The following is an 18,684-nucleotide window of genomic DNA, read 5'->3' as shown; positions in this document are numbered from 1 at the left end:
GCGGCGTACACCTCGTCATACCTGAGAGGTACGCGACAGGTGCCCCCTCCTGGGGGACGCAGACGACGCGCGGCGATTCCTACATTCCGTACCGGTGGCAGCAGTTGCCACCGGTACGGAAGGACCACCCCGCATGACGACGCGTTCCCGCACCGCCCGCACCCCGCGCCGGGTCCGCCTGCGGCGCGGAGTGCTCGCCGCACTCGTCGCCGCCTCCGTCGCCCTCCCGGTGTCCGGCGCCGCCGGGGCCACGGAGGTCCCCGCGCCCGCCCCGGCGGACCTGGCCCCGCTGCGCGCCGCCACCGGGGCCGACCTCGCCGCCCGGTACGCCGCCCGGCGCGACGACCTCCGTGCCGCAGCCGACGCCGCCGAAGAGCACGGCTCCCACAAGCGTGCCGCCGCACTGCGCGAACTGGCCGCCCCGGAGCGGAAGTTCTACTCCTTCGACGGCCGCGACGGCGGGCGCAGCGTGGAGGTGTTCGGCGACCTCGCCCGGGCCGACCGCATCGCCGTCCTGGTCCCGGGAGCGGACACCTCCGTGGATCACTACGACCGCCTGCGGAACGCCGCCGAAGCACTGCTGAGGGAGGCCGGACCCCGTACCGCGGTCGTCGCCTGGGTCGGCTACCGCACCCCCGCCACCGTCAGCACCGACTCCATCACGGCGGGCCGCGCCGACGGGGCCGCCCACGAACTCACCGCGTTCTCCGCCGAGTTGGCCGACCTGCGACCCGGGACACCCGCCTCGTACCTCTGTCACTCCTACGGCGCCGTCGTCTGCACCCTGGCCGCCCCCGGCCTCAGCGCCGCGAACCTCGTCCTCTTCGGCAGCCCGGGAGTCGGCACCGACGCCGTCCGCGCCGCGGACCTGGGCGGCCGGGCCGTCGTCTGGGCGGGGCGGGGGAGCGCCGACTGGATCGGTGGCGTCCCGCACGTCTCCCTCGACCTCGGCATCACCACCGTCGGCTTCGGCGCCGACCCGGCCGCACCGGAGTTCGGGGCGCTCCCCTTCGACGCGGGCGACAGCGACCACAGCGGCTACCTCAGCCCCGGCTCGGCCTCCCTGACCCACCTCACGGGCATCGTCACGGGTGAGGTCGCTCCCGCGGACACCCGGAAGGCCCCGCGTGAGAACACCGCCACCCCCGGGAACACGGTGAGCGGCCGTGCGTGAGCGCCGCATCCTCCCGCAACTCCCCGCCCTCGCCCGGCGCATCGACGCAGCCACCCCGGCCGGACGGGACCGGACCGTCGACGCCCTGCGGGCCCTGGCCGTCCTCGGCGTGGTGCTCGGGCACTGGCTGGTCACCGCGCTCGTCGCCGACACCGGCACCGTCCACGGGGCGAGCCCGCTGGCCGCCATACCCCAACTCGCCCCCATCTCCTGGATGTTCCAGACCCTGGCCGTCTTCTTCCTGGTCGGCGGGTACGTCGCCGCCCAGGGGTACGCCGCCGCCCGCGCCCGAGGCACCCGCTACCGGGACTGGGCCGCCGCCCGCATGCTCCGGCTCTTCAGGCCCGTCGCAGCCCTGCTCCTCACCTGGGTCTGCGTCTGCGCCGCGATGCTCGCCGCCGGGGTCCGCGTCGACACCGTGACCACCCTCCTCAAGCTGGTGCTCTCCCCGCTCTGGTTCCTGCTGGTGTTCGCCGCGCTCACCGCGGCCACCCCGCTCGTCACCAGGCTGCACCCGCTGTGGCCGCTCGCCGTCGTCCTGCACGTCGACCTGATCCGCTTCGGCCTCGACGGGCCCGAGACGCTCGGCCTGCTCAACATCGGCGCGGGCTGGCTCGTCCCGTACTGCCTGGGAGCGCTCTGGGCGCGCGGCGGGTTCCACCCCCGCAGCGCCGGACTCGTCCTGCTGCCCTGCGGTGCGCTCGCGGCCGCCGCACTGGTCCTCTTCGCGGGCTACCCGGCCTCCATGGTCGGCGTCCCCGGCGCGGCCGTCTCCAACCTCAACCCGCCCACCCTCGCCGCCGTCTGCTTCGGCCTCGCCCAGTGCGGTGCCGCGCTCCTGCTCCTCGAACCGCTCCGCAGGGTGCTGCGCAGGCCCCTGCTCTGGGCGGGCGTCGCCCTGCTGAACCTCTCCGTGATGACCGTCTTCCTCTGGCACCAGACCGCGATGATGGCCGTCACCGCGCTCGGCCTGCTCGCGGGCCGCCCGCTCCCCGGACTGCACACCGCGCCGGAAGGCCCGGGCTGGGTGCTCGCCCGGATCGGCTGGCTGCCGGTCTTCGCATGCGCGCTGCTGGTGTGCTGGGCGGCGTACCGGACGTACGAACAGAGGAGCGGGGGAGGGAGCACCGGCCGCGTCGTCCAGCAGGGCGCACCTGGGCGGAAGCCGGTAGATGATCATGCGTAGAGTGACGCTCATGGGGGAGCGGGCGGCAGGCGGTCGGACCAAGCGGCAGGTCATGGCGACGATGGGCACCAGGGCCCGGTCCGGGCTCCGGCACGTGCGCACCGACCTGCTCACGCTGCGGGCCGACCCGATGCCCGGCATGCGCGACGGCTGGCCGCCCTTGCTGCCGCACGTCCTGGTGGTGGCCTTCGCCGGCGCCCTGTTCTTCGGCGTCTTCAACAACTTCCAGAGCGACTTCCAACTCGACGGCAGCGTCTCCTCGGTGCTCTCCGCGTTCCTGGCGGTGGCCCTCGCGGGAGCACTGAACCGCCCCGCGCTGTGCTGGTGGATCATCACGGCCACCACCGTCGTCGGCGCGCTGGTGGCGGGCGGCCCGGCACAGGACAACGCGACGTCGCCGTGGACCGGCTTCGGGCTGGTCGTGCACGCCGTGGCGCTCTTCCTGCTCGCGCTGCGGGTCCGGGTGCTGTCCCTGGCGGTCGCCGCCGGGGCGGCACTGGTGGCGGTCTTCGCCGTACGGACGGGGCCCGACGGCATCGACAGCCTGCCGCTGACCGTCCTGGCCGTCGCCGCGTTCGCCGGAGCGGCCCAGCGCCGCACCCGGCTGGCCCGCAACCGCCTCGTCGAGCAGGAGGGCGTGACGGCGGAGGAGCGGGCCCGCCGCACCCTCCTCGAAGAGCGCAGCCGCATCGCCCGCGAGCTGCACGACGTCGTCGCCCACCACATGTCCGTCATCTCCATCCAGGCCCAGGTCGCCCCGCACCTCACCACCGACCCGTCCCCGGAACTGCGGGAGAACCTGGCGGGGATACGGCAGAACGCCCTCGACGCGCTCACCGAACTCCGGCGCGTGCTGGGTGTGTTGAGGAACGGGGAGGGCGACGACGGGGCGGGCGGCGCCCGGCACGCCCCGCAGCCCACCCTGGACCAGCTCGGCGAACTCCTCGCGGGCGTCCGCTCCGCCGGGCTCACCGTCACCACCGAGATCACCGGCACGCCCCGCCCGTACTCGCCCGGTGTCGAGCTCTCCGCGTACCGCATCGTGCAGGAGGCCCTCAGCAACGCCATGCGGCACGCGCCGGGCGCCGCCGTCCACGTGGCCGTCGGACACCACGCGTCCGCCCTGTCGATACGGGTCGCCAACACCGCCCCGACCACCCGCGCCCCGCACCCGTTCTCCGGGGACGGGCACGGAGTGCTCGGCATGCGGGAGCGGGTCTCGATGCTGGGCGGCGAATTCTCCAACGGGTCCACGGTGGAAGGTGGTTACCTGGTCGTGGCCGTTCTGCCTCTTGCCGCCGACGTCCCCGGAAAGGGCTCCGCATGACCATCCGCGTGATGATCGCCGACGACCAGGTGATGGTCCGTCAGGGCTTTACGGTGCTGCTGAACGCCGAGCCCGGCATCGAGGTCGTCGGCCAGGCCGTCAACGGCCGCGAGGCGGTCGAGAAGGCGGCCGAACTCGGCCCCGACGTCGTGCTGATGGACATCCGGATGCCGGAGCTGGGCGGCATCGACGCCACCCGCATCCTCACCGAGCAGCCCGGCTCCACGGTGAAGGTCCTGGTCCTGACCACCTTCGACCTCGACGAGTACGTGTACGAGGCGCTGCGCGCCGGGGCCTCCGGGTTCCTCCTGAAGGACGCCTCCGCCGACGAACTCGCCCAGGCGGTGCGGGTGGTGGCGGGCGGCGACGCGCTCCTCGCGCCGAACATCACCAAGCGGCTGATCGCCGAGTTCTCGCGGGTCAGCGCGTCACCGAGGGCCCCGCTGAAGGAGCGGGTCGGTGACCTCACGGAACGGGAGACGGAGGTGCTCTCGCTGATCGCGCAGGGGCTGTCCAACGCGGAGATCGCGCGTCGGCTCGTCGTCGCCGAACAGACCGCGAAGACGCATGTCGGGCGGATTCTGGGCAAGCTCGGGCTGCGGGACCGTACGCAGGCGGCGGTCTTCGCGTACGAGACGGGGCTGGTGCGGCCGTCGGGGTATTGACCTGCCGGTCGGGGCGGGGGCTTGCTCGTGCCGCGCCCGGCACCCCTCTTGCCTGCGGCGCCCGCCCCAGCCCCGCCCCTTCACCTAAACTCGCGAGGCTGTTGGGTGGGGGGTGCTGTTCATGATGGGGCTACGCCCCTTGCCCCCTGCACGGCTGCGCCGCGCGTCCTCAAACGCCGGACGGGCTGAAGTGCCTGGCGCGGGGCTGAGTTGTTGGTGCATGAGGTGCCGACGCCCCGGGGCGCGGTGCTGTGTCGATGTGCGGCTTCGCCGCGTGGGCGCGACCAGCCACAACTCACCCGCACGCAACCGCTCACCCCATCACGCCGAAGGGCGCGAAGTACGGGACCGTCCGTACTCCGCGCCCTGGTTCGGCAAGCGCAGCAAAGCGCAACGTGCGAATGAGGCCGCGGTGGGGGCGATGAGCCGACCCGCGCTCCTTCTCTCAGGTCAAGAAGGAGAGACGCGCCGACCTTCACCACCGCACTGGCTCACCCACCACCGCGGGCCTCGTTCGTGTCCGTGCCGCCGACCACCCCTCATTCGGGCCGGCGGCACGGACAGCGGTCGGGGTCTGACCTCCCGTCAGGCCCCTTCCGCAGTCTGGGAATTACTTGTCGTCGCGCAGGCTGCGGACAGCCTCCTCGACGCGCTTGCCGTACTCGGCGTCCGCGGCGTGGAAGTGCGCGAGGTTCTTCTCGATCACGTCGTCGCGGGAGACCTGCGAGAGGCCACCGGCGATGTTCGCGATGAGACGGTCCTTCTCGTCGGACGACATCAGGCGGTAGAGCTCACCGGCCTGGAAGAAGTGGTCGTCCTTGACGTGCTCCTGGTAGGCGTAGGTGCCCGTCCAGCCGGAGAGCTCGGCCGGGGCGCCCAGCGGGGCGTCCGTCTGCGCGGGACCCGCGTACGAGTTGGGCTCGTAGTTCTTGTCGTGGCGCGAGCCGTAGCGGGTGGCGTAGAAGCCGTCCCGGCCGTAGTTGTCGGCGGGCGCGTTCTTCGGCGCGTTCACCGGCAGCTGGGTGTGGTTGACGCCCAGGCGGTAGCGGTGCGCGTCCGCGTAGGCGAACATGCGGCCCTGGAGCATCTTGTCCGGGGAGGCCGTGATGCCGGGAACGAAGTTGTTCGGCGAGAACGCGGCCTGCTCGACCTCGGCGAAGACGTTGTCCGGGTTGCGGTCGAGGACCAGACGGCCCACGCGCTGCAGCGGGTAGTCCGAGTGCGGCCACACCTTCGTCACGTCGAAGGGGTTGAAGCGGTAGTCCGCGGCCTCGGCGGCCGGCATGACCTGGACGTACAGGGTCCAGGACGGGTTGACGCCGCGCTCGATGGCCTGGAGCAGGTCCGTCTGGTGAGAGTTGGCGTCCTTGCCCGCGATCTCCGCGGCCTGGTCGGAGGAGAGCGACCGGATGCCCTGGTTCGTCTTGAAGTGGTACTTGACGAAGAAGGCCTCGCCCTCGGCGTTCGTCCACTGGTAGGTGTGCGAGCCGTAGCCGTTCATGTGACGGTACGAGGCGGGGATGCCGCGGTCGCCCATCAGCCAGGTGATCTGGTGCGTCGCCTCGGGGGCGTGCGCCCAGAAGTCCCAGACGTTGTCCGGCTCCTGCTTGCCCGTGAAGGGGTCGCGCTTCTGCGAGTGGATGAAGTCGGGGAACTTGATCGGGTCCTTGATGAAGAACACCGGGGTGTTGTTGCCGACGAGGTCGTAGTTGCCCTCTTCGGTGTAGAACTTCAGCGCGAAGCCGCGCGGGTCGCGGACCGCGTCCGCGCCACCGAGGTTGTCCGCGACGGTGGAGAAGCGGATGAACGTCTCGGTGCGCTTGCCGACCTCGGAGAGGAAGTTCGCGCGGGTGAAGCCGGTGACGTCGTCGGTGACCTCGAAGTAGCCGTAGGCACCGGAGCCGCGGGCGTGCACGACACGCTCCGGGATGCGCTCACGGTTGAATCGGGCGAGCTTCTCCAGCAGGTGCTGGTCCTGGAGGAGGAGCGGGCCACCGACACCGGCGGAGGCGGAATTCTGGTTGTCGGCGACCGGGGCGCCTGACTCGGTCGTGAGCACACGCTTCGACATGGTGACCTTGGGACCTTCCTGCGGGATCTGCTGGCGGCGTGAGGAGCGTAAGTACGCGGGGAACGCGACGTCAACAGTTTGTTGAAATTGAAGGTGGAGCACGTGTGAGACCCGGGCCGCGGCAGCGCCTGGGCGCGACAGGACAGGTGTCAGCGCTGCCGCAGCCCGGAGTATGGGGGCGGCTTCAGTGAAGAAGCCGCAGGTCAGGGGCTAGGCCCCGACGTTTCAGACCTGCTGGCCGGAGAGGCGCTCGACGGCGCGCAGCAGGGCCGAGTGGTCCAGGCCGCCGTCGCCCTGGGCGCGCAGCGAGGCGACCAGCTGGGCGACGACCGCGCCGACCGGGAGGGCCGCACCGACGTTGCGGGCGGCGTCGGTGACGATGCCCATGTCCTTGTGGTGCAGGTCGATCCGGAAGCCCGGCGCGAAGTCGCGGTTGAGGAAGTTGTCCTTCTTGCGGGTCAGGACGGTGGAACCGGCCAGACCGCCGTTGAGGACGTCCAGGGCGGCCTTGAGGTCGACGCCGGACTTCTCCAGGAAGACCACGGCCTCGGCGCACGCCTGGATGTTCACCGCGACGATGAGCTGGTTGGCGGCCTTCACCGTCTGGCCCGAGCCGTGCGGACCGCACAGCACGATGGTCTTGCCGAGGGCCTCCAGGATCGGCTTGGCGGAGTCGAAGTCCGCCTGCTCGCCGCCGACCATGATGGACAGTACGGCCTCGATCGCACCGGCCTCGCCGCCGGAGACCGGGGCGTCCAGGACGCGCAGGCCCTTCTCGGCAGCGGCCTTCGCCAGGTCCACCGAGGTCTGCGGGGTGATCGAGGACATGTCGACCAGCAGCGCGCCGGACTTCGCGTTCTCCAGGATGCCGTCCGCACCGTACGCGATGGCCTCGACCTGCGGGGAGGCGGGCACCATCGTGATGACGACGTCGGCGTCCTTGACGGCCTCGGCGATCGAGCCGGCACCCTTGCCGCCGGCCTTGACCAGGCGGTCGATCTTGTCCTGCTCCAGGGTGTAACCGGTGACGTCGTAACCGGCCTTCAGCAGGTTCTCGGACATGGGGGAGCCCATGATGCCGAGGCCGATGAAACCGATCTTGGGGAGGGTGCTCATGAGGGTACTGCCTCTCTCAAAACGCGTGTCAAGAAGTTCAGTTGACGCATCGACAGGAAACGCGGTCGACGCGTCGAGGCGTCACTTGGCGGCGCGGGCCGACTGGTCGAGCCAGTCGAAGGCCTCCGCGCTCGGCCGCTCGCCGGGCTTGTACTCCAGGCCGACCCAGCCCTCGTAACCGGCCTTCTTCAGGCGGTCGAGCAGGGCTTCCAGGCCGAGGTCGCCGGTGCCCGGCGCGCCGCGGCCCGGGTTGTCGGCGATCTGCACGTGGCCGGTCTTGTCGGCGTAGGCGTCGATGACCTGGTCGAGGTCTTCGCCGTTCATCGACAGGTGGTAGAGGTCGAGGAGGAACTTCGTGTTGCCGAGTCCCGTCGCCTGGTTGACCTTGTCGACGACCTCGATCGCGGAGGGCGCGCTCACCAGCGGGTAGAGCGGCGACTCCGGCTTGTTGAGGGCCTCGATCAGGAGGATCGCACCGACGCGGTCGGCGGCGCGGGCGGCGAGGACCAGGTTCTCCAGTGCCAGGGTGTCCTGGATCTGGGCGTCCACGCCCTCCACCCGGTTGCCGTAGAGCGCGTTCAGCGCCTTGCAGCCGACCGAGGCGGCGAAGTCGGCCGCCACCTCGATGTTGGCGCGGAAGCGGTCGGACTCCTCGCCGGGTACGGAGAGCGCACCGCGGTCCGGACCGGGCAGCTGCCCGGCGTAGAAGTTCAGGCCCACCAGCTGGGTGCCGGCGTCGTCGAGCGCCTTCTTCAGGGCGTCGAGCTCCGACTGGTCGGGGGTCGGGGTCTCGATCCAGGGCCACCACAGCTCGACCGCGGTGAAGCCGGCCGCGGCGGCTGCCGCCGGGCGCTCCAGGAGCGGGAGTTCCGTGAAGAGGATCGAGAGGTTCACATCGAAGCGGTGGTCCGAGTAGCCCATGGGGTGTTCGGCGCTCCTTCCGTATTGCGGAAGTTGTTTTCTGCTTGATGGAAGGTTGCAACCGGTCCCGAGGACTTGTCAAGAGGGGCTGCCGGATTTCGTGCTGCTCGCAGTAGGTTGTGCGCGTGCGATTGAGAGTGGAGTTCACGACCGAGCCCTTCGATCTCGACGAGGCGCCGCCGCATGCGGTGGCTGCTCGTGAGGTGATCCAGGTGGCCGAGCTGGACGCCGTCGACGTGGGTCCCTTCGGCAATACGGCGGAGGGGGGCGCCGACGCCGTGCTCACCGCCGTGGACGCGCTGCTGCGCAAGTCCCTCGCCGCCGGAGCCACCCGCGTCTCGTTGCAGGTCAATGTGATCGACGAGCAGGCCGAGAACGGGGAGGCCGACAAGTGACGGCAGACAGCGGGCCCGGGGATCACCCTCTGGTCACGGCGGTCAAACCGCTGGTCGACGCGATGGGTGCGGAAATGCTGGAGCCCGCGATGGCCGAGAGGGACGACGTGGTCCTCGCCTGGGAGGGCGAGGACGTCGTCGCGGTCCGTCTCCCGCAGCTCTCCGACTCCCTCGACCACATCCTGCTCGCGCTGGAGCGACGGCACGGCATGCCGCTGGCCGAGCTGGACCGCAAGGCCAAGCAGTCGGTCGTACGGACCCTGGAGGCGCGGGGCGCCTTCTCCGTGCGGCACGGGGTGGAGACGGTGGCCGGCGCACTGGGCGTCTCCCGCTTCACCGTTTACAACTACCTGAACCGGGAGAATGCCGCCAAAGCGGACTAGTCTCCCGACCCGGAACGTCTCGGAACCTCTCGGGCGGGCCTCAATTCCCGCCGTACGGGCCCCATTTGATCGATCATTTTGAGTCGCCGCCGTCCCCGCTTGGGGGCGGCGGCTTTTGTCTTCGCGAACTTTCAACAAACTGTTGACGTCAACTTGTTGAGGGCGTTAGCTATGCGCAGCCCGTCCAGCACAAGGCCACGGAGGCTCCCGTGACTTCGGTCCAGACACCGGGCCTTACCCGGTTCAACCACCTCTCCGAGAGTGCGGCCCAGGCCGAACTCCACGAGGTGTGTGCCAGCTCGGCGTGGGGGAGCAAGCTCATCGCTCAGCGCCCGTACGCCTCTGCCGAGGAACTGTTTCTCGCCAGTGACGCCGCCCTCGCGGAACTCACTGCCGAGGACCTTGCCGAGGCGATGGCGGGACACCCGCCGATCGGTCGCCCCAAGCCCGGAGACCCGACCTCCTCCCGCGAGCAGCGTGGAATGGCCGGCGCCTCCGAGGAACTCAAGGCGGAGATGCTCGAACTGAACCTGGCGTACCAGGAGAAGTTCGGACATGTCTTCCTGATCTGCGCGACCGGCGCCACCGGAGAACAGATGCGCGACGCGGTGCGTGAGCGGAGCGGCAACTCGCCCGAGACGGAGCGGGAAATCGTCCGCACCGAACTGGGCAAGATCAACCGCATCCGGCTGACCCGCCTCGTGGAATCCCCCGCGGATTCAGGAGAAGAGAACTGAGATGAGTACCGCAACCACCGCCTCGGTGTCCACGCACATCCTGGACACCAGCATCGGCCGCCCCGCCGAGGGCGTCGCCATCACGCTCACCGCCCGCAGCGGCAGTGACGCCCAGTGGGTGACGCTCGGCGGTTCGAAGACCGACGCGGACGGGCGTTGCAAGGACCTCCCGGCCCTGCCGGAAGGGACGACCCACGTCCGGCTCGACTTCGAGACCGAGACCTACTTCGCCAGCAAGAGCAAGAGCAAGACCGAAGCCGAGGCTCAGCAGGACGCCCCCCGCGTAAGGGACAGCGGCGCGTTCTTCCCGGAAGTGGCGATCACCTTCGCCGTCGTACCGGGCGAACACTTCCACGTACCGCTGCTGCTCAACCCGTTCGGCTACTCCGTATACCGAGGGAGCTAGCACTGATGCCCACCATTCTCGGCCAGAACCAGTACGGCAAAGCAGAGAACCGCGTCGTCAAGATCACGCGGGACGGCGACACCCACCACATCAAGGACCTGAACGTCTCGGTCGCCCTCTCCGGCGACATGTCCGACGTTCACCTCTCCGGCTCGAACGCCAACGTCCTGCCGACGGACACCACCAAGAACACGGTGTACGCGTTCGCCAAGGAGTACGGCATAGAGTCCGCCGAGCAGTTCGGCATCCACCTCGCGCGTCACTTCGTGAACTCGCAGGAGCCGATCAAGAAGGCGCGCATCCGGATCGAGGAGTACGCCTGGGAGCGCATCGCGACCTCGGACAACAACTCCAAGTTCATCGGCTCCGACGAGGTGAACCACTCCTTCGCCCGCAAGGGCCAGGAGCTGCGCATCACCCAGATCACCTACGACGGTGAGAACTGGGAGATCATCTCGGGCCTCAAGGACCTCACGGTCATGAACTCCACCAACTCGGAGTTCTGGGGCTACGTCAAGGACAAGTACACGACGCTGAAGGAGGCCTACGACCGCATCCTGTGCACCGACGTGTCGGCCGCCTGGCGTTACAACTGGACCAGCGACGACCAGCGGATGCCCAACTGGGAGAAGTCGTACGACCAGGCCAAGAAGCACATCCTCCAGGCCTTCGCCGAGACGTACTCCCTCTCGCTCCAGCAGACGCTGTACCAGATGGGTTCGCGGGTCATCAACAGCCGGAGCGAGATCGACGAGATCCGCTTCTCGCTGCCCAACAACCACCACTTCCTGGTCGACCTCGAACCGTTCGGTCTGAAGAACGACAACGAGGTCTACTTCGCCGCCGACCGCCCGTACGGCCTGATCGAGGCCACCATCCTGCGGGACGGAGTCGAGCCGCAGATCCCGGTCGACATGACCAACCTCTGACGCGGTCGGTCTCACTCGACTACCTCTGACGCGGTCACGGCAGCGCCGTCCCCCAGCCCCGCCAGGCGGGGGACGGCGCCGCGGACCGGAGGGAACGAACATTCATGGCACAGCCAGCAAAGGGGCCGGCAGCAGAAGGCCCATGTTCTACCCAGCACAACGAGCCTCCCCAGGAGTCCACCGACCCCGGTGACTCGCCGTCCCTCGGAAAGCCGGTCGATCTCCTCGATCCCGTGCACCCGGTGGATGAGAAGCTCCCCGCCAAGCGGCTCGTCCCCGCCGCGCTCCAGCACATCGCCGCCATGTATGCCGGCGTCGTCACCCCTCCGCTCATCATCGGCCAGGCCGTCGGCCTGGACGCCGCCGGGATGACCCGGCTGATCGCCGCCAGCCTGCTGATCGCGGGCCTTGCCACGATCCTCCAGACGATCGGCGTCTCGAAGTTCGCCGGAAACCGGCTCCCCTTCGTCAACGCCGCGTCCTCGGCCGGCATCGCGCCCATGCTCGCGATCGCCGAGACCAGCGCCCCCGGTCATCAACTCCCCGCCATCTACGGTGCGGTGATGGTCGCCGGTGTCTTCTGTCTCGCCGTCGGCCCCTTCTTCGGCAAGCTCCTGCGCTTCTTCCCGCCGCTCGTCACCGGCGTCGTGATCACGCTCATCGGTGTGACGCTGATGCCCGTACCGGTCGCCTGGGCGCAGGGCGGCAACAAGGACGCCGCCGACTTCGGCGACATGAAGTACCTTGCGCTCGCCGCCTTCACGCTCGTCGTCATTCTTGTTATTCAGCGCTTCGGCACCGGCTTCATCAAGCAAGTCGCCCTGCTGCTCGGCATGTTGATCGGTACGCTCGCCGCGATCCCGTTCGGGCTCGCCGACTTCAGCGGGCTCAAGGAAGCCCCGATCGCCGCCCTGCCCACCCCCTTCGCCTTCGGCGCCCCCGAGTTCCAGCCCGCCGCGATCCTCTCGCTGTGCATCGTGATGCTGGTCCTGATGACCGAGTCCTCGGCCGGGATGCTCGCCCTCGGCAAGATCTGCGAACGCGACTGCAACGGCAAGACCATCACCCGCGGCCTGCGCACCGACGGCATCGCCACCCTGATCGGCCCCGTCTTCGGCGGCTTCCCGACCAGCGCCTTCGCGCAGAACGTCGGCGTCGTCACCCTGACCCGGGTGCGCAGCCGGTACGTCGTCGCCGTCGCCGGTGGCGCGCTGCTCTTCCTCGGCGTCTTCCCGGTGCTGGGCGCGGTGGTCTCCATGGTGCCGATGCCGGTACTCGGCGGCGCCGGGATCGTCCTCTTCGGCTCCATCGCGGTCAGTGGCATCCGTACCCTCTCCGAGGCCGGACTCGACGACAGCTCGAACATCATCCTCGTGGCGGTGGCACTCGGCGCGGGCATCATCCCGCTCGCGGCACCCACCTTCTACGCGGACTTCCCCGCCTGGGCACAGACCGTCCTCGGCTCCGGCATCAGCGCCGGCGCACTGGTCGCCGTCCTGCTCAACCTGTTCTTCCACCACCTCGGCACCCGCGCACGTCGCACTCCAGCGGCGTCCGTGGCACTCAAATCCTCCTAGGGTCCTGCCGTGCCCGCTCAAAACAGAGGTAAAGGAAGCACCCCCATGGCTGCACCGGCAGCAACAGCTTCGCGCACCGCCCTCTCACGCATCGTCATCGAGAACTGCGCGATCGCGACCGTCGACGCCAACGACACGGAATACGCGTCTGGTTACGTCGTCGTCGCGGGCAACCGGATCGAGTCCATCGGCGCGGGCACGGCGCCCGCAGGCCTGACGAACGTGGTCCGCCGCATCGACGGCACCGGACACCTCGTCACTCCCGGCCTGATCAACACGCACCACCACTTCTACCAGTGGATCACCCGGGGCCTGGCCACCGACCACAACCTGTTCAACTGGCTCGTCGCCCTCTACCCGACCTGGGCGCGGATCGACGAGCAGATGGTGACGGCGGCCGCCCGGGGCTCCCTGGCGATGATGGCCCGCGGCGGTGTCACCACCGCCATGGACCACCACTACGTCTTCCCGCAGGGGTCCGGCGACCTCTCCTCGGCGATCATCGGGGCCGCTCGCGGCATGGGGGTACGGTTCACCCTCGCCCGGGGTTCCATGGACCGCGGCGAGTCCGACGGGGGCCTCCCGCCGGACTTCGCGATCGAGACCCTGGACGGCGCGCTCGCCGCCACCGAGGCCACCGTCGACCAGCACCACGACGCGTCCTTCGACGCCATGACCCAGGTCGCCGTCGCCCCCTGCTCCCCGTTCTCCGTCTCCACCGAACTCATGCGTCAGGGTGCCGAGTTGGCCCGCCGCAAGGGCGTCCGGCTGCACACCCACGGCAGCGAGACGGTCGAGGAGGAGAAGTTCTGCCACGAGCTGTTCGGGATGGGGCCCACCGACTACTTCGAGTCGACGGGCTGGCTCGGCAGCGACGTGTGGATGGCGCACTGCGTCCACATGAACGACTCCGACATCGCCGCCTTCGCCCGCACGGGCACCGGCGTCGCCCACTGCCCCTCCTCCAACGCCCGCCTCGCCGCAGGCATCGCCCGCGTCCCCGACATGCTGAGGTCGGGCGTACCCGTCGGCCTCGGCGTCGACGGCACCGCCTCCAACGAGTCCGGCGAACTGCACACCGAGCTGCGCAACGCGCTGCTCATCAACCGCCTGCACACCGAACACCGCGAGCGGGCCCTGAGCGCCCGCCAGGCACTGCGCCTCGGCACCTTCGGAGGCGCCCAAGTCCTGGGCCGCGCAGACCAGATCGGCTCGCTCGAAGCCGGCAAGCTCGCGGACCTGGTGATGTGGAGGATCGACGGCCTCGGCCACTCCACCATCGCCGACCCGGTCACCGCCATCGTCTTCGGCGCGGCGGCACCGGTCACTCTGTCCCTGATCAACGGCGAACCCGTCGTCGAGGACAACCACCTGATCACGGTGGACGAGGAAGCCATCGCCCGCGAAGCGCGGGACGAGGCGCAGCGCCTGGCGCGGATCGCCGCGCAGCCCCGCTGACGCCGACCCCCTCGTACCACCTGTTGAAGATTCCGGCCGGGAGGGACGGCTCCCGGCCGGAACCGAGCAGCCGAGCGGGCTGCTCGGGAGCCGTTCCCGGGGGCGTGGCCCCCTTCATGGGACCACGCCCCCGGGGCGGTCCGGCACCACCGGGCGAACGGCACAACAGCTGCACCTTCCGCACCCCCCCCTGAGCACCACCAGCACTTGCACCGCGCACCACCTCCCCGAAGCACGTGCCAATTCCGGCACTGGAAAACGACAGGAGGACGCTGTGGCCGAGACGCCCAGGTTCACCGCGCAAGGCTCTTCGACGGACGGCACCGCCGAGGAGAGCAAGACCCCCACAACCACCCCCGTAGCCACGGAGAAGCACCCGGTCGACCAGGGGATGCCTCCCCTGAAGCTCGCCACGACCGGCCTCCAGCACGTCGCCGCCATGTACGCGGGCGTCGTCGCACCCCCGCTGATCGTCGGCGCCGCCGTGGGCCTGTCCGGCAAGGAACTCACCTTCCTCACCGGCGCCAGCCTCTTCATGGCGGGCCTCGCCACCCTCCTCCAGACGCTCGGCGTCTGGAAGATCGGCGCCCGTCTGCCCTTCGTCAACGGCGTCACCTTCGCCGGTGTGGCCCCGATGCTCGCGATAGCCGGCGGCCAGTCCAAGGAGGACGCGCTCCCGGTCATCTTCGGCGCGATCATCGTCGCCGGAGCGATCGGCTTCGTCGCCGCCCCGTTCTTCTCCAAGCTGGTCCGCTTCTTCCCGCCGGTCGTCACGGGTACGGTCATCACCCTGATCGGTGTGTCCCTCCTCCCGGTGGCGTTCGGCTGGGCGCAGGGCCCCAACCCCAAGGCGGCGGACTACGGTTCGACGACCTTCCTCTCCCTCGCGGGCATCACCCTGGTGATCGTCCTGCTGCTGCGCCGCTTCACCCGCGGCTTCGTCAAGCAGATCGCCGTACTCCTCGGCCTGGTCATCGGCACGATCATCGCGATCCCCTTCGGCGCCACCGACTTCAGCCCGATCAAGGAGGCGTCCGTCGTCGGCTTCCCGACGCCGTTCCACTTCGGGGCCCCGCAGTTCGTGGCCGCCGCGATCATCTCGATGTGCGTGGTCATGCTGGTCTCGATGACCGAGTCGACGGCCGACATGCTGGCCCTCGGTGAGATCGTCGAGCGTCCCGCCGACGAGAAGACCATCGCCGCAGGCCTGCGCGCCGACGCCCTCGGCTCGGCGGTCAGCCCGCTGTTCAACGGCTTCATGTGCAGCGCCTTCGCCCAGAACATCGGCCTGGTCGCGATGACCAAGATCCGCAGCCGGTTCGTGGTCGCGGCGGGCGGCGGCTTCCTGATCCTGATGGGCCTGTGTCCGATCGCCGCTTCGCTGATCGCGGTCGTGCCGCGCCCGGTGCTCGGCGGAGCGGGCATCGTGCTCTTCGGCTCGGTCGCCGCCAGCGGCATCCAGACCCTGGTCAAGGCGGGTCTGGAGAAGGACAACAACGTCCTGATCGTCGCCGTCTCGCTCGCGGTCGGCATCATCCCGATCGCCGCCCCGAAGTTCTACCACCACTTCCCGGAGACCGCGAAGATCATCCTGGACTCCGGCATCTCCACCGGCTGCCTCGCGGCCGTCGTCCTCAACCTCGTCTTCAACCACATCGGCAAGCGCGCCGACGACGACGAGGTCACGGCCCCCATGGAGCCGGGCGGGGAGATCTCCCACCGCAACGAGAAGCCCGCGGTGGCGGCCCACTGAAACACCGTCGCACACACGCGGTGCCGGTACGGAACTCCCGTACCGGCACCGCGCGTTGACGTACCGTCAGTCGACGCGGTAACCGTCCCCGTACACCTTCCACGTCAGCGGCGTCCGCAGGTCGAAGTTCCCCGCGCGCACGAAGTCACGCTGCGCCGTGTCGATCCGGCTGGTGTCCTCGTGCGCCGCCTCGCGCTTCATCGTCTTCCTCCGTACGTCGAGGAAGGCGTTCAGGTACGTCCCCTGGTCGCCGCCGCGCGCGGGCGACGCGGCCTTCTCCAGCGCCGCCCGCCGGATCGCGTCGAACCCGTCGGGGCCGCCCGCGCCGTGCATCACCATCGCGTCGTAGTACACGAACTGCCCCAGCGCCCCCAGCCCGTCCTGCTGCGCCCTGCGCACCGCCGGGTCGAAGTACACCCGGTCCCGCTCGTGGTCCTGCGCCTCACGGAAGTCCCGGTCGTCCGCCGCCTTCTCCCAGTCCCGTACGAAGGCGGAGCCGAGCCCGCGGTGCGAGTCGGACCCGTTGACCTTCCGCAGCGCCGGAAGGTACTTCTCCAGTACGTTGCCCGGCTTGGCGGAGCTGTAGTGCTCCACCAGCTCCAGCATGTCCCCGGTGCCCGAGCAGAACCCGATGATCCCGGCGGTGTACCCGCGGCCGTCCCCGATGTCCTCGATGTAGCGGTACTGCTTGCGCCACTCCAGCGAGGAGTTCTCCGCACTGGACACCAGCCGCATCGCGATCTCCTTGCGCGCCGGATCTCGCAGGCCCGCCGAGGCGCTCGTGGGGGAATCGTCCGCCTCGGGCGCGGCCGCCGCGGCGGCGGTGCCGGGGACGGCGGCGAGGGTCAGGCCCAGCAGGGCGCGGACGGTGTTCTGGACTCGACGGGTGACGGACAACGGAACCTCCAGTGCAGGTCAGGGTACGGAAACAAGCGGCCGGACCCCCCTTCGACGGGAGCCCGGCCGGAACAGTTCCTTCATCTCACCCGGTACGTGTCTCCGTAAACCTTCCACACCAGCGGTGTGCGGAGTGTGAGGTTCCCCTCGCGGACGAACACCCGCTGCGCCGTCTCGACGCGGCTGGTGTCCCGGTGCGCGGGCTCCTTCTTCATCGCCGCCACGCGGGCGTCCAGGAAGGCGTTCAGATACGCCTTCTCGCCCCCGCCCTCGACCGGCGGCGCCGCCCGTTTGCGGGCCTGCTCGCGCAGCGTACGGAAACCGTCGCCGCCCATGCTGTCGTCGTACCCGTGCATGACCAGCGCGTCGAAGTACACGAACTGGCCCAGTGCCCCGAGCCCGTCCGCCGTGCCCAGCTTCACCGCCGGGTCGAAGTAGGCCTTGTCCCGCTCGGTGTCCTGGGCCGCGCGGAAGAGGGGATCGGTGTCGGCGGCGTGCTGCCACGCCTGCACGAAGGGCTTCCCCAGGCCCTCGTGCGAGTCGCTCCCCTTGACCTTGCGCAGCGCGGGCAGGTACTTCCGCAGCCCGTTGTCGGGCCGGGCCGTGCCGTAACGCTCCACGACCTTCTCCATGTCGCCGGTGCCCGAGCAGAAGCCGACCATGCCGCCGGTGTAGCCACGCCCGTCGCCGATGTCCTGGATGTAGCGGTACTGTCCGCGCCAGTCCAGCGAGGAGTTCTCGGCGCTCGATATGAGCCGCATCGCCAGCACCTTCTTCGCCGGATCGTCGAGGCCGGTGTCCCCCTGCTGCCTCCCGGGCTTCTTCCCGGACCCCGGACGTGCCGTCGCCCCGCTCTCCCCACCCCCTTCGGGAGCATCACCCCCCGTGATACTCACGCACCCCAGCAGAACCATTACCAGGACCAGCACCGCCAGCCCCACCCCACGCATAACGGACGTCACCCGACGACTCTGCCATCCCCGGAGCCCCTGTAACGTCGGATGCATGGAAGATCACTCCGTCGTCGATGTGGGCGACGTACGCATGGCGTACCGCTCCTGGGGCGACCAGCACGGCGCACCCGTCATCCTGCTCCACGGAATCGGAAGTTCCGCTGTGAGCTGGGAAAAGACCGGGCAGGCGCTCGGCGAGGAATGGCGGGTGTACGCGCTCGACCTGCGCGGTCACGGCGAGAGCGACTGGCCCGACGAGTACGACCTCGACCTGATGAAGGAGGACGTCCTCGGCTTCATCGAGGAGTCCAAGATCGACCGCGCGGGCGTGGTCGGCCACGGCATGGGCGGCGTCGTCGCCTACCTCCTGGCCCAGGACCACCCGGACCGGGTGGAGCGCCTCGTGCTGGAGGAGACGCCGGCCCCCTTCGACGGTGCGGCGGACCTGCTGCCCGCCTCCGGGCCCGTCGACTACGACGAGAACGCGGTCCCGGAGATCCAGGCCCAGCTCGCCTCCCCGCCGGAGGAGTGGCTGGAGCGCCTCGGCGAGATCGTCGCCCCCACGCTCATCGTCACGAGCGGCCCGGAGAGCGACATGGACGCCAGTGACGTCCCCGAGATGGCCGACCGCATCCCGGACTGCGCGCAGATCACGCTGCCGGGCGGCCACTGGATCCACGAGCGGAACGCGCAGCAGTTCGCGGACAAGGTGAGCGACTTCTTCAGCAGCTGAGAC

At 69.8% G+C, this 18,684-nt stretch carries 18 protein-coding genes; 13 read left to right on the top strand and 5 right to left on the bottom strand.

What is annotated here, in order from left to right; translation table 11 throughout:
• The first annotated feature begins 133 nt into the window (after positions 1-133).
• From ACIO3O_RS08915 to ACIO3O_RS08900, 4 genes are read left to right on the top strand one after another with little or no spacing between them, the layout of a single operon-like run.
• On the top strand, positions 134-1,174 hold the full coding sequence (locus ACIO3O_RS08915) for an alpha/beta hydrolase (RefSeq protein WP_401743756.1): 1,041 nt from the start codon (positions 134-136) through the stop codon (positions 1,172-1,174).
• Complete coding sequence (locus ACIO3O_RS08910; RefSeq protein WP_401743754.1) at positions 1,167-2,360, top strand: acyltransferase; 1,194 nt, start codon at positions 1,167-1,169, stop codon at positions 2,358-2,360. The genes ACIO3O_RS08915 and ACIO3O_RS08910 overlap by 8 nt, the downstream gene beginning before the upstream one ends.
• Complete coding sequence (locus ACIO3O_RS08905; RefSeq protein WP_401743751.1) at positions 2,347-3,687, top strand: histidine kinase; 1,341 nt, start codon at positions 2,347-2,349, stop codon at positions 3,685-3,687. The genes ACIO3O_RS08910 and ACIO3O_RS08905 overlap by 14 nt, the downstream gene beginning before the upstream one ends.
• Positions 3,684-4,352 (top strand): response regulator, encoded by a 669-nt coding sequence (locus ACIO3O_RS08900; protein ID WP_401743749.1) that lies wholly within the window; start codon positions 3,684-3,686, stop codon positions 4,350-4,352. The genes ACIO3O_RS08905 and ACIO3O_RS08900 overlap by 4 nt, the downstream gene beginning before the upstream one ends.
• A 610-nt stretch (positions 4,353-4,962) precedes the next feature.
• On the opposite strand, the gene ACIO3O_RS08895 is transcribed toward ACIO3O_RS08900, so the two are convergent.
• The 3 genes from ACIO3O_RS08895 to ACIO3O_RS08885 form a co-directional block, all read right to left on the bottom strand.
• Positions 4,963-6,423 carry a catalase gene (locus tag ACIO3O_RS08895; RefSeq protein ID WP_401743746.1) on the bottom strand — a complete coding sequence of 487 codons (1,461 nt, stop codon included), beginning with the start codon at positions 6,421-6,423 and terminating at the stop codon, positions 4,963-4,965.
• Between the two features lie 225 nt (positions 6,424-6,648).
• Positions 6,649-7,539 carry a 2-hydroxy-3-oxopropionate reductase gene (locus ACIO3O_RS08890; RefSeq protein WP_401743743.1) on the bottom strand — a complete coding sequence of 297 codons (891 nt, stop codon included), beginning with the start codon at positions 7,537-7,539 and terminating at the stop codon, positions 6,649-6,651.
• Between the two features lie 81 nt (positions 7,540-7,620).
• Complete coding sequence (locus ACIO3O_RS08885; protein ID WP_401743740.1) at positions 7,621-8,460, bottom strand: TIM barrel protein; 840 nt, start codon at positions 8,458-8,460, stop codon at positions 7,621-7,623.
• Positions 8,461-8,585: 125 nt separating this feature from the next.
• Here ACIO3O_RS08885 and ACIO3O_RS08880 point away from each other — a divergent pair, with 125 nt between their 5' ends.
• From ACIO3O_RS08880 to ACIO3O_RS08845, 8 genes are all read left to right on the top strand, one after another.
• Positions 8,586-8,855 (top strand): hypothetical protein, encoded by a 270-nt coding sequence (locus ACIO3O_RS08880; RefSeq protein ID WP_401743738.1) that lies wholly within the window; start codon positions 8,586-8,588, stop codon positions 8,853-8,855.
• A gap of 62 nt (positions 8,856-8,917) precedes the next feature.
• The gene (locus ACIO3O_RS08875) at positions 8,918-9,238 is read left to right on the top strand and encodes a helix-turn-helix domain-containing protein (protein ID WP_401744454.1); all 321 of its coding nucleotides are present in this window, start codon (positions 8,918-8,920) and stop codon (positions 9,236-9,238) included.
• Between the two features lie 209 nt (positions 9,239-9,447).
• The gene (gene uraD, locus ACIO3O_RS08870) at positions 9,448-9,975 is read left to right on the top strand and encodes a 2-oxo-4-hydroxy-4-carboxy-5-ureidoimidazoline decarboxylase (RefSeq protein ID WP_401743735.1); all 528 of its coding nucleotides are present in this window, start codon (positions 9,448-9,450) and stop codon (positions 9,973-9,975) included.
• Position 9,976: 1 nt separating this feature from the next.
• The gene (gene uraH / locus ACIO3O_RS08865; protein ID WP_401743732.1) at positions 9,977-10,381 is read left to right on the top strand and encodes a hydroxyisourate hydrolase; all 405 of its coding nucleotides are present in this window, start codon (positions 9,977-9,979) and stop codon (positions 10,379-10,381) included.
• Between the two features lie 5 nt (positions 10,382-10,386).
• A complete protein-coding gene (pucL, locus tag ACIO3O_RS08860; RefSeq protein WP_401743729.1) occupies positions 10,387-11,310 on the top strand; it encodes a factor-independent urate hydroxylase in 924 nt (307 codons plus the stop codon).
• A 104-nt stretch (positions 11,311-11,414) separates the two neighbouring features.
• On the top strand, positions 11,415-12,887 hold the full coding sequence (locus tag ACIO3O_RS08855) for a nucleobase:cation symporter-2 family protein (RefSeq protein ID WP_401743727.1): 1,473 nt from the start codon (positions 11,415-11,417) through the stop codon (positions 12,885-12,887).
• Positions 12,888-12,932: 45 nt separating this feature from the next.
• Entirely contained in the window at positions 12,933-14,345 is a 1,413-nt protein-coding gene (locus tag ACIO3O_RS08850) for an 8-oxoguanine deaminase (protein WP_401743724.1), read from the top strand.
• Between the two features lie 274 nt (positions 14,346-14,619).
• On the top strand, positions 14,620-16,098 hold the full coding sequence (locus ACIO3O_RS08845; protein ID WP_401743721.1) for a nucleobase:cation symporter-2 family protein: 1,479 nt from the start codon (positions 14,620-14,622) through the stop codon (positions 16,096-16,098).
• A gap of 66 nt (positions 16,099-16,164) precedes the next feature.
• Here the strand turns inward: ACIO3O_RS08845 and ACIO3O_RS08840 are convergent, their stop codons facing one another.
• Both ACIO3O_RS08840 and ACIO3O_RS08835 read right to left on the bottom strand, forming a co-directional pair.
• On the bottom strand, positions 16,165-16,995 hold the full coding sequence (locus ACIO3O_RS08840) for a chitosanase (protein ID WP_401743718.1): 831 nt from the start codon (positions 16,993-16,995) through the stop codon (positions 16,165-16,167).
• An 80-nt stretch (positions 16,996-17,075) separates the two neighbouring features.
• Positions 17,076-17,945, bottom strand: a complete 870-nt coding sequence (locus ACIO3O_RS08835) for a chitosanase (RefSeq protein ID WP_401744453.1) — start codon at positions 17,943-17,945, stop codon at positions 17,076-17,078.
• Positions 17,946-18,000: 55 nt separating this feature from the next.
• Here ACIO3O_RS08835 and ACIO3O_RS08830 point away from each other — a divergent pair, with 55 nt between their 5' ends.
• A complete protein-coding gene (locus ACIO3O_RS08830; RefSeq protein WP_401743715.1) occupies positions 18,001-18,681 on the top strand; it encodes an alpha/beta fold hydrolase in 681 nt (226 codons plus the stop codon).
• Positions 18,682-18,684: the final 3 nt, after the last annotated feature.

The sequence above is a fragment of the Streptomyces sp. NPDC087440 genome (assembly GCF_044744005.1).
Classification (GTDB): Bacteria; Actinomycetota; Actinomycetes; order Streptomycetales; family Streptomycetaceae; genus Streptomyces.
This window is presented reverse-complemented; position numbering and strand designations above follow the sequence as displayed.

What these genes read in the sequence shown, in the direction of transcription:
- ACIO3O_RS08895 (WP_401743746.1), bottom strand. Translation starts at nt 6,423, where the DNA reads ATGTCGAAGCGTGTGCTCACGACCGAGTCAGGCGCCCCGGTCGCCGAC.
- ACIO3O_RS08900 (WP_401743749.1), top strand. Translation starts at nt 3,684, where the DNA reads ATGACCATCCGCGTGATGATCGCCGACGACCAGGTGATGGTCCGTCAG.
- ACIO3O_RS08905 (WP_401743751.1), top strand. Translation starts at nt 2,347, where the DNA reads ATGATCATGCGTAGAGTGACGCTCATGGGGGAGCGGGCGGCAGGCGGT.
- ACIO3O_RS08850 (WP_401743724.1), top strand. Translation starts at nt 12,933, where the DNA reads ATGGCTGCACCGGCAGCAACAGCTTCGCGCACCGCCCTCTCACGCATC.
- ACIO3O_RS08915 (WP_401743756.1), top strand. Translation starts at nt 134, where the DNA reads ATGACGACGCGTTCCCGCACCGCCCGCACCCCGCGCCGGGTCCGCCTG.
- pucL (WP_401743729.1), top strand. Translation starts at nt 10,387, where the DNA reads ATGCCCACCATTCTCGGCCAGAACCAGTACGGCAAAGCAGAGAACCGC.
- ACIO3O_RS08830 (WP_401743715.1), top strand. Translation starts at nt 18,001, where the DNA reads ATGGAAGATCACTCCGTCGTCGATGTGGGCGACGTACGCATGGCGTAC.
- ACIO3O_RS08890 (WP_401743743.1), bottom strand. Translation starts at nt 7,539, where the DNA reads ATGAGCACCCTCCCCAAGATCGGTTTCATCGGCCTCGGCATCATGGGC.
- ACIO3O_RS08885 (WP_401743740.1), bottom strand. Translation starts at nt 8,460, where the DNA reads ATGGGCTACTCGGACCACCGCTTCGATGTGAACCTCTCGATCCTCTTC.
- ACIO3O_RS08835 (WP_401744453.1), bottom strand. Translation starts at nt 17,945, where the DNA reads ATGCGTGGGGTGGGGCTGGCGGTGCTGGTCCTGGTAATGGTTCTGCTG.
- ACIO3O_RS08855 (WP_401743727.1), top strand. Translation starts at nt 11,415, where the DNA reads ATGGCACAGCCAGCAAAGGGGCCGGCAGCAGAAGGCCCATGTTCTACC.
- ACIO3O_RS08875 (WP_401744454.1), top strand. Translation starts at nt 8,918, where the DNA reads ATGGGTGCGGAAATGCTGGAGCCCGCGATGGCCGAGAGGGACGACGTG.
- uraH (WP_401743732.1), top strand. Translation starts at nt 9,977, where the DNA reads ATGAGTACCGCAACCACCGCCTCGGTGTCCACGCACATCCTGGACACC.